Consider the following 14,471-nt stretch of genomic DNA (forward strand, 5'->3'; position numbering starts at 1 on the left):
AAATAGCAATATATTTTTATTCTTTTGCCAATTTCACACAAATTAATACTTTAGCATTAATACTTATTTTATGCAAAAATTACTGTCATTTGTAATTCTCTTTTCGGTTTATTGCAACGCCCAAAATCCATATCCTGAAGATTATTTTAGGAACCCTCTTGATGTTACACTAGTATTGTCTGGTACGTTTGGCGAATTGCGCTCCAACCACTTCCACTCGGGTTTAGATATTAAAACACAACGTCGTGAAGGCTTAAAAGTTTATGCTGCGGCTGAAGGCTATATCAGCAGGATAAAAATATCGCATTATGGTTATGGAAAAGCGCTTTATATAACCCACCCTAATGGTTATACTACAGTTTACGCGCACCTTCAAAAATTCTCTCCGACTATTGAAGCTTATGTTAAAAAACTACAATACGAAAAAGAATCTTTTGAAATTGAAGTGTTTCCAAATTCTGATGAACTCATACTCACTAAAGGAGACGTTATTGCATACAGTGGTAATACAGGAGGTTCTGGTGGCCCACACCTGCACTTTGAAATTCGCGATAACGAAGAACGCCCTATTAATCCCATGTTATTTGGACTAGACATAAAAGATACAACAGCTCCAGATATTAAAAACGTTTATGCCTACCCTATTAATGAAGATTCGCATGTAAACAACTCAAATGAAAGACAAAAATTAAGACTTATTAGGCTTGACAATGGTGATTACACGGTTGAAAACTTAAAGGCCTTTGGCAAAATTGGTTTTGGAGTTGAGGCCAATGATCGTCAAGATCTAGCTTCCAACAACAATGGCGTTAGCAATATTCAGGCGTTGTTTAATGGTAATATGAAATTTGAAATTGATTTTAAACGCTTTTCGTTTGATGAAACTAGACATCTAAACCGGTTAATAGATTATGAACATTATAAAACCAAGAAAAAACGCATTCAGAAATTGTTTGTTGAACCAAACAATCCTTTGAGCATGTACAAAAATTTAGATAACGATGGTTATTTAACCATAAATGATAGTATAGCATCAGTGTATAAAATTTGTGTTAAAGATTTTAAAAATAATAACTCCTGGATAACAATTAATATTGAAGGTAACAAGTCGCAAGACATAGAACAAAAAGATAAGTTTAGTTCCGACTTTTTTATCTATGCCAATAAAACCAACGAGTTGGTAGACAAAACTATAGAGGTCCATTTTCCGCAAAACACATTTTACGATGATTTCTTTATAGATTTTAGAGTGCAAAATGATACCTTAACACTTCATGACGATACAGTTCCTGTAAAAAATAATTTTTCCATTAGTTATGACATCAGCAATTATGGACCAGAAGACTCGGATAAACTATTCATTGCAAGATTAGTAGGTTACAGAAAGCAGTATACCATCTACTCACCTACATATCGAAAAGACAATATATTAACAACATCAACCAAAACATTAGGAACCTATGCACTAGTAAGTGACAATATTGCACCAACCATCAAACCTATAAACGTTTCTGAAGGTAAATGGATAAGTAACTATCGGTATTTAAAAATACAAATTGATGATAAGGAATCTGGAATATCAAATTATCGGGCCACCATAAATGGAAAATGGATTCTTATGGAATATGATTATAAAACCAAATTGTTACAATATGACTTTAATGATAAGGTATCAACAGAAACCAAAAATAATTTCAAGCTAATTGTTACCGATAATGTTGGAAATTCTACTACATTTGAAACTATGTTTTACAGAAAATAAAAATAACTGTCTTGAACTATAAACTTAATTTTCTTTTTCCTTTACTTTTTATTCTATCTGCCATAGGGTTTGCCCAAACCGGAACTGTAAGAGGTGTTATTTTAGATGAATCGAACAATCCCATTGCAGATGTTAATGTAAATGCTGGAGATACTGGTACTACTACAAACGAAAACGGTTTTTTTACTGTAAAAATTCCTGCAAATCAAGATGTAAGGATAGAATTCACGCACTTATCACATAAACGTGTTGTGGCTACCTTTAATCTTAAAAACGGAGAGGAAATCGAATTTCACCCAGTTATGGATGTCAATGTCGAGCAGATATCAACCGTTGTTATTTCAAACGTGAAACGAACAGCTGTTGAAGGTGTCACGACATTAGAACCACAAACCATTAGAAAAATTCCTGGAGCAAATCCTGGTATTGAAAATTTATTAAAAACACTCCCTGGAGTAAGTGGAAATAATGAGTTAAGTACACAATATATGGTTCGCGGCGGAAATTACGACCAAAATTTGGTGTATGTAAACGGCATTGAAGTTTACAGACCTTTTTTAATTCGTTCTGGTCAGCAAGAAGGCTTAAGCTTTACCAATGTTGATTTAGTACAAAACGTTGAATTTTCTGCAGGTGGATTTCAGGCTAAATATGGCGATAAACTCGCTTCTGTTTTAGATATCACATACAAAAAGCCTGTAGATTTTGGTGCAACTGTAGACTTAAGCCTGTTAGGCGCCAGTGCTTCAGTTGGAGCAATTAGCAAGGACTCTAAGTTGTCGGGTGTTTTAGGTGTTAGGTATCGTGATAACAGTCTTTTGGTTCAAGCCAAAGAAACTGAAACCAATTACGATCCGCGCTTTGCCGATATTCAATCGTACATAACCTATAAATTTACCGATAAGTTTCAGTTGAGCTTTTTAGGAAACGCTTCAATCAATCAATATAATTACGAGCCTGAAACCAGACAAACCAATTTTGGCACACTACAAAACCCCTTAGCATTATTGGTGTTTTATGAGGGCCAAGAACAAGATGAATATCAAACTTTTTTTGGAGCCTTAAAAGGAACATACTTTGCCAACGACAATTTAACTGTCAATGCCATTGTATCTGCATTTCATACTACAGAGCAAGAACATTTTGATATTTTAGCAGAATACCGCTTAGGGGAAGTTAACACTAATATCGGTGATGAGGATTTAGGGGAAGTGGAATTTACCGAAGGTATTGGTTCACAACTTAATCATGGTCGTAATGATTTAGATGCTTTTATAACAAATGTTGAAGTTAATGCAGACTACACCGTTGAACAAAATGATTTAAAATTTTCAGTAAAGTACACTAACGAAGACATTCGCGACAGATTAGTTGAATGGGAAGTGATTGACTCTGCAGGATTTGCCATTAATCCACCTTCTAGCGATGCGTTTAACGAACAACCCTACGCGCCTTATGGAGGTCCGTTGGAAGCCTATCAAAATGTTAGAGCTTTTAACGATGTACAAATCAATAGAGTTCAAGCCTATGCGCAATGGAGTAGACGAACCGAAATTGGAGATAACGATGTTTGGTTTAACATTGGTGCACGTGTCCATAATTGGAACGTTAGTGGCGATGGCATTGAAAGCTCTAGTCAGACTGTTATAAGTCCTAGAGGACAATTTGCCATTAAACCCAATTGGGATGCCGACATGCTATTTAGAATAAGTGGTGGTTTGTATTACCAGCCGCCTTTTTACAGAGAGCTTCGAGATTCTTCAGGAACTGTTCAACCAGATGTTAAAGCACCAAGATCCATTCAGGTTGTTTTAGGGCATGAATACAGTTTTAAAATGTGGGAACGCCCTTTTAAACTCAACACCGAAATTTTTTACAAAAACATAACCGATGTAAACCCGTATAATATAGATAATGTTCGTATTCGCTATCAGGCAAAAAACAATGCTGTAGCCTATGCCTATGGACTTGATATGAGATTGAATGGTGAATTTGTCCCTGGTACAGAATCCTGGTTTAGCTTTGGATATCTAAAGACTGAAGAAAATATTGATGATAGAGGTTATATAGCCAGACCAACAGACCAGCGTTTAAAATTTGCAGCCTTATTTCAAGATTATGTACCTAGCCTACCAAAGCTAAAAATGTACTTGAATTTAGTTTATAATACAGGATTACCTGGTGGTGCACCGAGTTATGCAGACCCTTATCAATATCAAAATAGACTACCCGATTATAAACGTGCTGACGTAGGCTTCTCGTATGTAATTGTTGATGATAATGACAATTTTAACAAAGGCTGGCGCAAACCGTTTAAATACCTTTCAGTAGGGTTTGAAATTTTTAATGTATTTGACGTTCAAAACTCAATTACAAACACATGGGTAAGAGACGCCTACAGTAAACGCCAATATGGAATTCCTAATTACTTAACGCCAAGAGTTTTTAACGTTAGAACCAGCATGCGTTTTTAAATGTTGTAGGTTGTGAATAAATTCTTAATGTGGAAAACGATTACAAACTACAGTCTCCATTAATCATATCATCAGAAGTAGGGTTATAACCATTACCAAGTGTATTGAACGAGCCTACCAATGAACCATCCATAAACAAGTTTTCCAATCCACAAAAATTAATCAAACCATCATTAAAATTGATATAGATATCTTCGCCTACATGCTCTAAACTAGATAATCCATTTAAGTTGGCTAATTCTATATTACTGCTAATAACAATATCTCTATCAACATTCTCTAAATTGCTTAAACCATCTATATTGGTTAAAGACTCGTTATCGGCAATAAATAAAAACTCACCTCCTACAGTTCTTAAACCACTCAACCCATCAATGTTTAATAGGCCTTGATTGTCACTAATAATGATGGACTCGCGAGATGACTGCACACCTTCTAAACCATTAATATTCAAGAGCATTGGGTTGCCAACTATTTCTAACGATCTAAAAGACACAAGACCCGTTAGCGCATTTATAGAAGCTAAACTTTCATTAGAATCAATTTTTAAAGCTCCACCATTTATGTATGTCAAACTATTTAACCCTTCTAAATTATTCAATAGCGGATTGTTATAAACTGTAACCCCATATTGAACAGAACTGATACTCAAAAGCGCACTCAAATCACTAATATCAGTTGTCTGATCTGGTGAACTAGGATTGTTTACACCAATAAATAAAAAACCATCTATAACATTATAGCCATTTGTACCAAAATCGTCTACTTCAGATTGTGAAGATAGCACCACATCGCCTTCAAAAACTTTTGGTTGAGGGGCAATTATTTCTCCCGAATTATCATCATCACTACTACAACTGATTACTAATAAAACCAAACAAAGTATTGAAAATGTATTCCGAAATAGTCTTGAGTTACCCATAATAAAAAAAGCTTAATGTTATAATTATATAACGAGTTTACGAAAGAAATACCCATCTACCAAATTAATTTGGGTTAAACGCTTTCAAAACACTTATTACATAATCAACTTCCGCTTTGGTATTATAAATACTGAAAGAAAACCGGATTGATGGTTTTTTCATATCGTCTTCAGATAAAATCTCGGATAAAACATGGGATCCTTTTAAACTTCCACTTTGGCATGCACTCCCTTTTGAACAAGCTATACCTTTCAAATCCAATTGAAATAATAAAATCTGACCTTGGTCCGCTGTAAATGGTAAACAAACATTAACCAAAGTATAGGTACTTTTATCTAAATCACCAGACAAGCCATTAAACGTTACACCTGGAATGGCTTTTGTTATTTCAACAATAAAATAAGATTTCAGTTCTGTAATATATTGGCGTTCTTCATCTAATGCATCATAAGCCACCTGTATAGCGGTTTCCATAGCTGCAATATTGTGAACAGCTTCTGTTCCTGCTCTTAAACCACGCTCCTGCTCACCACCAAATAGTAGTGCTTTCAATCCTGAATTTTTTCGAACATAAGCAAACCCAACACCTTTAGGCCCATGGAACTTATGGGCACTTGCAGCTAGAAAATCCACATGAACATCTTGTAAGTCAATTTTAAAATGCCCCACAAACTGTACCGCATCACAATGAAACAAAGCCCCATGGGTTTTGCATAAGTCACCAACACGTTTAACATCTAAAATATTGCCAATTTCATTGTTAACTAACATTAAACTTACTAGTGCTTTTTCATCGTCGTGTAGCAAGCTCTCCAGATGATTATAATCAATTTCTCCATTACTATTTACATTTACATAACTTATACGAACCCTTCCATTTCTTTCAAGTTCCTCAACCGTGTGAAGCACTGCATGATGTTCCAAGCGAGACGTAATAATATGTGTTACACCCAAATGTTTAACCGAACATTGAATGGCAAAATTATCGGCTTCTGTTCCTCCAGAGGTAAAGACAATTTCACTAGCAGTAGCATGTAAATGCTTGGCTATTGTTTTTCTAGATTGTTCAACTAAAACTTTAGATGATCTTCCAAAACTATGTGTTGATGAAGGATTTCCAAAATTATTTTTTATAACATCGGTAATGGTATTGATCACCTCGTCTCTAACTTGGGTTGTTGCCGCATTATCAAAATAAACTGTCTTCATAAATTGTGCGCTTGTATCTAATCTAGAAATAATTGAATTGCAAAAATACTTGAAATAAAATTATTTATAATTCGCTACGTTGTATATTTAGATATTCTTTTATTTTTGCTTAAAAATATGCTATTCATGCGCAAACTTTTTTGGTTACTTACCCTACTTATTTGTACAACATCTTGTGACGATGGTGATATTATAACCGTAGAAATTGAATTTGGCGACACCTTCAAAACCTGTGGCGAATTGGTGTTTTTCCAAATAAAAGAGTTTCCCCATGAAAGCTTATCGCTTCAAATTACCGACCCATCAGTAACTTTAGACGACTTGTTGGAGGTAGATGACGATGGCGAATTAGTTACAGACACACTTATTGTAAACATTAACGGAGATACTAACAAGTTTAATTACAGAACGTATAATTCAGACCCAACAACATTGTTTTGCAGTCCTGTACCACCTTCAGGTATTGAAATAATTGAAGATTTACTGAGCACTGAAGGAGAAGCCGGAATATACATCTTTCTTTTGGAAGACGACGAGGATGGTATTCCTGCAGACATGGAAGATGAGAATTTAGATGAAGATAACGATCCGTCTACCAACCCAACTGATACAGATGGTGACGGTATTCCCGACTATCTAGATTTTGATGACGATGGCGACAATGTATTAACAAGTACCGAGCTGGATCTCGATCCAGACTTGGATGGCGATGGGGATCCCCTCACAAATCCTGCAGATACCGATATGGATGGTATACCAAATTACCTGGATGATGATGATGATGGAGATGGTGTTTTAACTATTGACGAAGAAAATTTTTCTGAGGATCAAAACCCAGCAAACGATTTTACAGACCCTTCAATAGCTGATTACCTAAACCCTGTGGTAAATACAACAGTACCAGCTACAGCCTACAGACCACATGTGATAAATCAAAAATTTACTGTAGAGTTAGAAATTAAAGAAGTTAGACTACCAACTATTGACCTAAACGAATTTGATTTTGGGACTTTAGAAGGCGATGATAGATTAGAGAGTTCGCGTATTGTAACTCCCGATTTTTAAAATCATTCTGCGTTTACATTTTGATAAATATAGACTTCGGTGGCGCCAAGTCCATATTTCTGGTAATCGGCGTCATAATGTTTAACATTGTTATACCTGCCAAACAAGTATTCCAATTCCATTTTTAAAACGCCCTCTCCCACACCATGAATAAAGACCACTTTCTGAATACGTTTCTGTATAGCAAATTCCAGTTGCCGTCTTGCTGTATCTAATTGCAAGGTAAGCATCTCATGATTAGTCATTATATTTGAGTTTTCGGTAAGATGATGGATATGCAAATCCACTTCTAAAGTAGGCTGAAAACGCTCCTTGGTTCTTTGTCTTGGCCTTTGTTTTTTAACAGGTTGTTCTTTTTCCAATATATCTTGAGATGACATGGATATGCGCAATGGTTTATTGATTTTTACCAACTCGCTTTCTTCAAAATCCAAATTAAATCCGTCCACAGTCTCAATGGTAATATTGCTGTTATTCATTTTAGTTACTGTTCCCGATAAATCATCATCTAAAACCGAAACAAAATCTCCAATTTCAAGCTTATTCTTCTTCATCTATAACGTCATTGTCTTTAGTAGCAAATTTACTCGGAATAGTTTTAGAAATCCTATAAACGCCAAGCATTAAAATAACGATTCCAGAAATCAAAACCAGTTCATTCTGCTTGACTTCCGCCTGTGCGTAAATAGCTACAGCGCAGCCAATTACAATCAATAAGTAATTAAAATATTTCAATTTAAATATACAATTATCGTGAAAAATTAACTATTGGTCGAAAATAATTATAAATGACAGAACAACAAATAAATATGTGTCATTTTTTTCTTATTTTATAATGTCTATTTCACTTAAACAGAACATTTTATGAAAAAAATCACACAACTCATTAAAGGCTCCTTATATTTCGCTTTAATAATTACAATGTGCTTTTCAACTTACGCACAAGTTGGTATTGGTACAACCAGTCCGAATAGCAATGCTCTGCTAGATATTGATGCCTCAACAAATGTTGGTGGTTTACTTTTGCCACGAATGAATCTTACCTCTACAGCTAGCTTTGCGCCTCTTAGTGCTCATGTTCAAGGAATGTCTGTTTATAACACTGCCACTATAAATGATGTTACACCAGGGCAATATTATAACAATGGTTCTAGATGGGTTCGTGTTGAGCAAACAGCACCTATTCAAAGTGTTTCCGTAAATACTGATTTTCAGATAAGCTCTGCTAGTTGGACAAATATTACTGGTGCATCTTTAACCTTTACTGCAACTAAAACTTCAGTACTAATTATGTTTACGGCATCTGGATTTGGTTATACTAATTCAATGGCTTTTGTTCAAATAAGGGCAAGAAATGGTACAACTTCAATTGGTGGTTCCAATACCAAAATACAAAGTTATGATGATTTAACTGGTACTGTTACTCCTTGGAGTCTAGCTTTTAATAAATTACTAACTGGATTGACAATTGGCAATACTTATACGATACAGCTACAAGGACAAGTTGGCGGAATCTTTGGAACCCCTAATGCAGCAATATTTGCTAACACCAATCCAGATTACCATCACCTTACATTAACTGTACTACAATAATTAATCATGAAGATTCAAAAAAGATATTATTTAACGTTACTTTTTTTATCAATTTTTTGTGTGAGTTTTTCACAAAACAAAAAAAGTAGTGGCGATAAAATTGAGAAACCGATTCTTAAAAGCTATGGTATGAATGAGAATCAATTACAAGTAAGAAAAGATAGTTTAAGTTTTTTAAAAAAAAGTAATGCAACTCCTAAATTAAATACATCTTCTGTTGTTATCAGTAATCTAAATAAAGACATAGCTCAAGATACTCTGAAAAGTAAAGCACCAGAACTTAAATCTATAGGCGCTTATAAATCAGATGAATAAAATTAATTTTAATATAAAATCTATTGAAATAGTCAATCAATTGACAAATAAAATATCGATTATATGAAAAACATATTTACGTTTCTTATAATTATTCTTTTCAATTTAACATACGCTCAATCTGACTTATACGTCAGTAATAACAGCTATGTTTTTGTTGATGGCGATGGGTTTAGCTCTGATGCCTCTGGAGCCTCAGCGCCATTATTTGTAACCAACGCTATTAATTTAGATGGTACCAATGCATCCATTTATTTACGAGATGATGCGCAACTATTTCAAGGCAATGGTGTTACTGGAAATTCTGGAACCGGTAGATTAAGTGTTTACCAAACTGGAAACTCAAATACCTATCAATATAATTATTGGGGTTCGCCTGTTGGTATAAACAGTGGTCCAGCTGGGAATTCTGTGTTTACACCCAATATTAATTTTTACAGGGAAACTGCTGCACCAATCACAAGTACGCCATTTGGTTTTATAAGCGGATATGATGGTACTGCCACCCAAATTGCCAGTTATTGGTTATATACCTATATTGGTTTACCTGCTACAACCAATCCTTATGAAGATTGGATTGGTCTTGGTGGTGGTTCACTACCTGTTGGTGGCGACCCTAGCGGAACCCTTGCCCCTGGTTATGGATTTACCATGAAAGGTAACCCAAGTGGAGCGCAACAATATGATTTTCGCGGACGACCAAATAAAGGGGACATTTCTGCAACCATTAACCCGAATAAAGAAACTTTAGTGGGGAATCCTTATCCCTCTGCTATTGACTCGTACTATTTTATTCACGATTCACATAATCAAACCAATACTACTGGAGTATTAAAATATTGGCAACAGCATCCTGGATCTAGTTCCCATAATTTAGCTGACTATGTTGGTGGGTATGCTTTGTATACTAATGCAGCAACAAATAATAATGGAACACCTGCCGATTTAACCGATGACACTGTGGTAGATTCTTTTACACCTGCCGTTTTTTACATGTATTTATTAGATGGCTCTATTGCTTCTGGTCCACCAATTGCGAACTCCATGCCTAAAACAGCCTATAGGTACATCCCTATTGGACAGGGTTTCATGATGGAGGGCTCTGGGAGTGCAAGTAGCGTTATTTTTAAGAATTCACACAGAGTGTATTATAAGCAGTCTGATGCCAACAGTAGTTTCTTTAGAACCGATGGGGCGCACGCCAATAGAACTTCAGAAACACAATATACCGATGAAGGTTACAATGTGGTTCCTGAAGACTTTAAACGCTTTAGAATAAATGTAGGTTTTGACAACAACGGTTCTGGCTCTTATACCCGACAATTATTAATGAATTTTCATCGTACCGCTACAAACGGTTTTGATTATGGTTTAGAAGCCCAAATTAGCGAGTTACTAAATTCAGATGCGCATTGGACACTTGAGGGTACACCATATACCATTCAAGCTTTTAATTTTGATGAAACCTTAAGCATTCCTTTGGTGGTAAAGGTCCAAAATCAGCAATTGGTTAGATTCGGAATCTACGATGTCCAAAATTTTGAGGAGTCGCAACCTATATACATTCACGATATAGACAACGATGTGTACGTTGATTTAACAGTTCAAGCCTATGAATTAATTTTAGACCAAGGATTATATTCTGATAGATTTGAAATTACATTTACATCTGAATCTTTAAGTACCGATGAAATAACTAGTAATGATTTTACAATATATCAGGATAATTCCAATTCGCAGCTTACTATTTTAAACCCTAAACGATTAAGCATTAATCAAGTTACTTTGTTTGACATTACTGGTAAACACATTTTAAACGAAACAAATTTACCTTTAAAAGACAACTATAAATTCTCTACCCAAAGCTTAAGCGATGGTGTATATATCACTAAAATTGAACTCAAGTCAGGTGAAGAAATCAGTAAAAAAGTTATTGTTGCAAATAAAAATTAATTCTTCGTTGTAGTTTTATACCTTTGATTGAAATTTATTAATACCATTTATGTCTTCTGTAGAAGATTACATGATTCCTTGCTTAAACAAAAAACTTTTTGGTTTTGAATGTATGGGCTGTGGCTTACAACGTTCAGTAGCATTAATTTTTAAAGGCGAATTTGTTGAAGCCTTTTTTATGTATCCAGCTATATATACGTTAATTCCCCTATTCGTAATTATAGTCCTAAATATTTTCTTTAAATTTAAACACGCAACAAGAGTTATCAATATACTGGCAATTGTTTCAGTTGCAATTATTGTTGGTAATTATATAATTAAATTAATCAATTAAGACTTTTATGAAAAAACAACTTAACACAACTCTCATCTACGTATTGTCAATCTTTGGTCTTTTGTGTTGCTGCTTTGGTGGGTTAGGAATTATATTGTCTGCTCCTGCATATTTTATGGCAAACAAAAAAATCAAAGATGCTCAATTAAATCCTGACGATTATGAAGGAGATCTAAAAGCTATGAATACAGCTAAAACAGTTGCATTAGTGGTAACCATAATTTGTGGAATCACATTGCTTTACAACATTTATGATCTAGCAACAGGTGGTTATCAAGAACGGGTAGAAATGTTTAATGAGTTTATGGAAGGCTATCAACAAGGAGTAAAAGAAGCTAACTAAATTTATTAGTTAAATAAAAAAAAGCGACCTATAGGTCGCTTTTTTTATACTTCGAATCTAAATAGTTTTACTCTTCAAATTCTTTTAAGGTTTTAGTGATAATTGATACACAATCCAACAACTGTTCTTCTGTCATCACTAATGGTGGCGCAAAACGGATTATGTTTCCATGGGTTGGTTTAGCCAACAAACCATTATCGCGAAGCGCTAAACAAATATTCCAAGCCGTATCACTATCTTCATCATCATTGATAACAATAGCATTCAATAAACCTTTACCTCTTACTAAATTAACTATAGAGCTTGTTTCAATATACTTATTCATTTCTGCTCTAAATATTTTTCCAAGGTAATCAGCGTTTTCAGCTAAATTTTCCTCTTTAACAACCTCTAAAGCAGCAATAGCTACAGCTGCGGCAATAGGGTTTCCTCCAAACGTACTACCGTGATTACCTGGTTGAATAACGTTCATTATATCATTATCTGCCATAACTGCTGAAACGGGATATAAGCCACCACTTAAGGCCTTACCAAGAATTAAAACATCTGGTTTTACATTTTCATGGTCTACTGCCAACAGCTTACCGGTTCTAGCAATTCCCGTTTGAACTTCGTCTGCAATAAACAGTACATTATACTTTTCACATAGTGCCTTAGCTTTGGCTAAATACCCTTCGCTTGGCACATAAACACCAGCTTCACCTTGAATAGGTTCTGCCATAAAACCAGCTACATTAGGATTTGTACTCAACACGGCTTCCAATTCAGCCAAATTATCGTATTCTATTTTAATAAAGCCATCAGTATAAGGTCCAAAGTTTTTACGGGCAACAGGATCGTTTGAAAAAGAAATTATAGTCGTAGTACGACCGTGAAAATTATTTTTACAAACAATAATCTCTGCTTTATTAAGGTCTATGCCTTTAACTTCATAAGCCCATTTTCTGCAAAGCTTTAAAGCCGTTTCAACAGCCTCGGCACCAGAGTTCATAGGCAGCATTTTATCAAACCCGAAATATTGTGTGGCGTACTTTTCGTACCTACCCAACATATCGTTATAAAAGGCACGGGAAGTTAAGGTTAAACGTTGTGCCTGATCTGTCATTGCCTGTACAATTTTAGGGTGGCAATGCCCTTGATTTAATGAAGAGTAAGCCGATAAAAAATCGTAATACTTCTTCCCTTCTACGTCCCAAACATAAACACCTTCCCCTTTGCTCAACACAACTGGAAGTGGATGATAATTTTGAGCACCATACTTGTTTTCTAAAGCCATCGCTTCTTGCGATGAAATGTGGTCTAAAACAGCCATCTTAATTTGTTTTAAATTAATAAATAACCATTCCTTATCTACCTTTATCCTTCCGAAAAGATTCGAAAATTCAGCGTGGGAAAGAAATCATCCCTAGGGCTTGCAAAATACTAAATATTACCTGCTTGGTAAAATGTTATTCAGAGATTTTTCCAGATAATGATGAAATCTGTAATTCCAAGCGTTTCATCTCTCTCAATAAGGCGTTCTTGTCCATTTGCATCCAAGCAAACAGCTTTAGCATACTTACTCCTAATAAGAATACCACACTACCTATGCCCCATTTTATATAATCTTTTTGAATATCGGTTTTAAAAAACTGTACGATACAGTAAATGAATAGTGCAAAAAACACAAGTGTCATAACATTCATTAAAAACATAATCCATTTGTTCTTGCCTTTAAACAAACCCAAAACCATCTGTAAAACGTTTTGTTCATCTAAAGCATCATAAAATTTTGCTTCTTCTTGGGTTAAGGTGTCCTTAATTATTTTGTCAATGTCTTCCATATTAGTTTTCATAATATAATTTATTTGTCATTCCTGCGAAGGCAGGAATCTTATTAATAATATTTTCCATTTAAGTAGTTCTTCAACTTTTCACGCGCATAAAACAAACGCGATTTTGCTGTTCCTTTTGATATGTTTAGCTTCTTTGCCACATCAACTATAGAATACTGCTCTAAATAAAATAAATGTAAAACTTGTTGATGGTTTACCGGCAATGTTTTTATAGCTTTCAATAATTGTGTATTCAATTTCTCGTTGTCTGAATTATCTGTATCCAAAATGGAGTTTGAATACTTGAAGCTTTTTAACTCCAATAGTTCTTTGTTAGCCTTGTTTAATGCATCAATAGATTTGTTATAAACTATTCTAGATGCCCAAAATTGAAACTTATCCGGATGTTTTAGCTCCACCAACTTATTCAATATAACTTGCCAGCTGTCTTGGGCTATATCTTTTGATAGGTCTGCATTTTTAACAATCCAAAAAGCTTTGTTACAAAAATGCACATGCCATTTTTCAATCAGCAACTTTAAACTATCGGGATTACCTTCTAGATAACTTCTAATTAAATCACCATCAGATGTGGCTTTGTTTTGTTGCATAGCATGTAAACGCTTTTATAGTAATGACATAAAAAATGTAAAAAGGTTCATTTATTTCTTTAAAAAGTAAAAATC

The 14,471-nt window shown here is 34.6% G+C and carries 15 protein-coding genes; 8 read left to right on the forward strand and 7 right to left on the reverse strand.

The annotated features are described in order from the left end of the window. The first annotated feature begins 70 nt into the window (after positions 1–70). Positions 71–1,762 carry a M23 family metallopeptidase gene (locus tag MTX13_RS00195; protein WP_250432360.1) on the forward strand — a complete coding sequence of 564 codons (1,692 nt, stop codon included), beginning with the start codon at positions 71–73 and terminating at the stop codon, positions 1,760–1,762. 11 nt (positions 1,763–1,773) lie between these two features. Further along, positions 1,774–4,236, forward strand: a complete 2,463-nt coding sequence (locus MTX13_RS00200) for a TonB-dependent receptor (RefSeq protein WP_250432361.1) — start codon at positions 1,774–1,776, stop codon at positions 4,234–4,236. Between the two features lie 40 nt (positions 4,237–4,276). Here MTX13_RS00200 and MTX13_RS00205 read toward each other — a convergent pair whose 3' ends face one another. After that, positions 4,277–5,158: a hypothetical protein gene (locus tag MTX13_RS00205; protein WP_250432362.1), complete on the reverse strand. Its 882-nt coding sequence runs from the start codon at positions 5,156–5,158 to the stop codon at positions 4,277–4,279. 64 nt (positions 5,159–5,222) lie between these two features. After that, entirely contained in the window at positions 5,223–6,368 is a 1,146-nt protein-coding gene (locus MTX13_RS00210) for a cysteine desulfurase family protein (RefSeq protein WP_250432363.1), read from the reverse strand. Positions 6,369–6,494: 126 nt separating this feature from the next. On the opposite strand from MTX13_RS00210, the gene MTX13_RS00215 reads away from it, so the two are divergent. After that, positions 6,495–7,433, forward strand: a complete 939-nt coding sequence (locus MTX13_RS00215) for a hypothetical protein (protein WP_250432364.1) — start codon at positions 6,495–6,497, stop codon at positions 7,431–7,433. 2 nt (positions 7,434–7,435) lie between these two features. On the opposite strand, the gene MTX13_RS00220 is transcribed toward MTX13_RS00215, so the two are convergent. Both MTX13_RS00220 and MTX13_RS00225 read right to left on the reverse strand, forming a co-directional pair. Further along, a complete protein-coding gene (locus tag MTX13_RS00220; RefSeq protein ID WP_250432365.1) occupies positions 7,436–7,987 on the reverse strand; it encodes a Smr/MutS family protein in 552 nt (183 codons plus the stop codon). Next, positions 7,974–8,168, reverse strand: a complete 195-nt coding sequence (locus MTX13_RS00225; protein ID WP_250432366.1) for a hypothetical protein — start codon at positions 8,166–8,168, stop codon at positions 7,974–7,976. The genes MTX13_RS00220 and MTX13_RS00225 overlap by 14 nt, the downstream gene beginning before the upstream one ends. A 129-nt stretch (positions 8,169–8,297) precedes the next feature. Between MTX13_RS00225 and MTX13_RS00230 the strand changes: the two genes are divergently transcribed. The 5 genes from MTX13_RS00230 to MTX13_RS00250 all read left to right on the forward strand — a co-directional run bounded on the left by MTX13_RS00230 (position 8,298) and on the right by MTX13_RS00250 (position 11,971). Continuing rightward, complete coding sequence (locus tag MTX13_RS00230) at positions 8,298–9,026, forward strand: hypothetical protein (protein ID WP_250432367.1); 729 nt, start codon at positions 8,298–8,300, stop codon at positions 9,024–9,026. Positions 9,027–9,032: 6 nt separating this feature from the next. Continuing rightward, on the forward strand, positions 9,033–9,341 hold the full coding sequence (locus MTX13_RS00235; protein ID WP_250432368.1) for a hypothetical protein: 309 nt from the start codon (positions 9,033–9,035) through the stop codon (positions 9,339–9,341). 63 nt (positions 9,342–9,404) lie between these two features. Then, positions 9,405–11,294: a T9SS type A sorting domain-containing protein gene (locus tag MTX13_RS00240; RefSeq protein ID WP_250432369.1), complete on the forward strand. Its 1,890-nt coding sequence runs from the start codon at positions 9,405–9,407 to the stop codon at positions 11,292–11,294. A gap of 49 nt (positions 11,295–11,343) precedes the next feature. Then, on the forward strand, positions 11,344–11,628 hold the full coding sequence (locus MTX13_RS00245) for a DUF2752 domain-containing protein (protein WP_223033520.1): 285 nt from the start codon (positions 11,344–11,346) through the stop codon (positions 11,626–11,628). A 7-nt stretch (positions 11,629–11,635) separates the two neighbouring features. Continuing rightward, a complete protein-coding gene (locus tag MTX13_RS00250; RefSeq protein WP_250432370.1) occupies positions 11,636–11,971 on the forward strand; it encodes a CCC motif membrane protein in 336 nt (111 codons plus the stop codon). A 67-nt stretch (positions 11,972–12,038) separates the two neighbouring features. On the opposite strand, the gene rocD is transcribed toward MTX13_RS00250, so the two are convergent. From rocD to MTX13_RS00265, 3 genes are all read right to left on the reverse strand, one after another. Continuing rightward, a complete protein-coding gene (gene rocD / locus MTX13_RS00255; RefSeq protein ID WP_250432371.1) occupies positions 12,039–13,283 on the reverse strand; it encodes an ornithine--oxo-acid transaminase in 1,245 nt (414 codons plus the stop codon). A gap of 136 nt (positions 13,284–13,419) precedes the next feature. After that, positions 13,420–13,806, reverse strand: coding sequence for a DUF6768 family protein (locus MTX13_RS00260; RefSeq protein ID WP_250432372.1), 387 nt, complete (start codon positions 13,804–13,806; stop codon positions 13,420–13,422). 41 nt (positions 13,807–13,847) lie between these two features. Continuing rightward, positions 13,848–14,396, reverse strand: coding sequence for an RNA polymerase sigma factor (locus MTX13_RS00265; protein ID WP_250432373.1), 549 nt, complete (start codon positions 14,394–14,396; stop codon positions 13,848–13,850). Between the last annotated feature and the right edge of the window lie 75 nt (positions 14,397–14,471).

It is taken from the genome of Hanstruepera flava (assembly GCF_023634025.1).
Lineage (GTDB): Bacteria > Bacteroidota > Bacteroidia > Flavobacteriales > Flavobacteriaceae > Hanstruepera > Hanstruepera flava.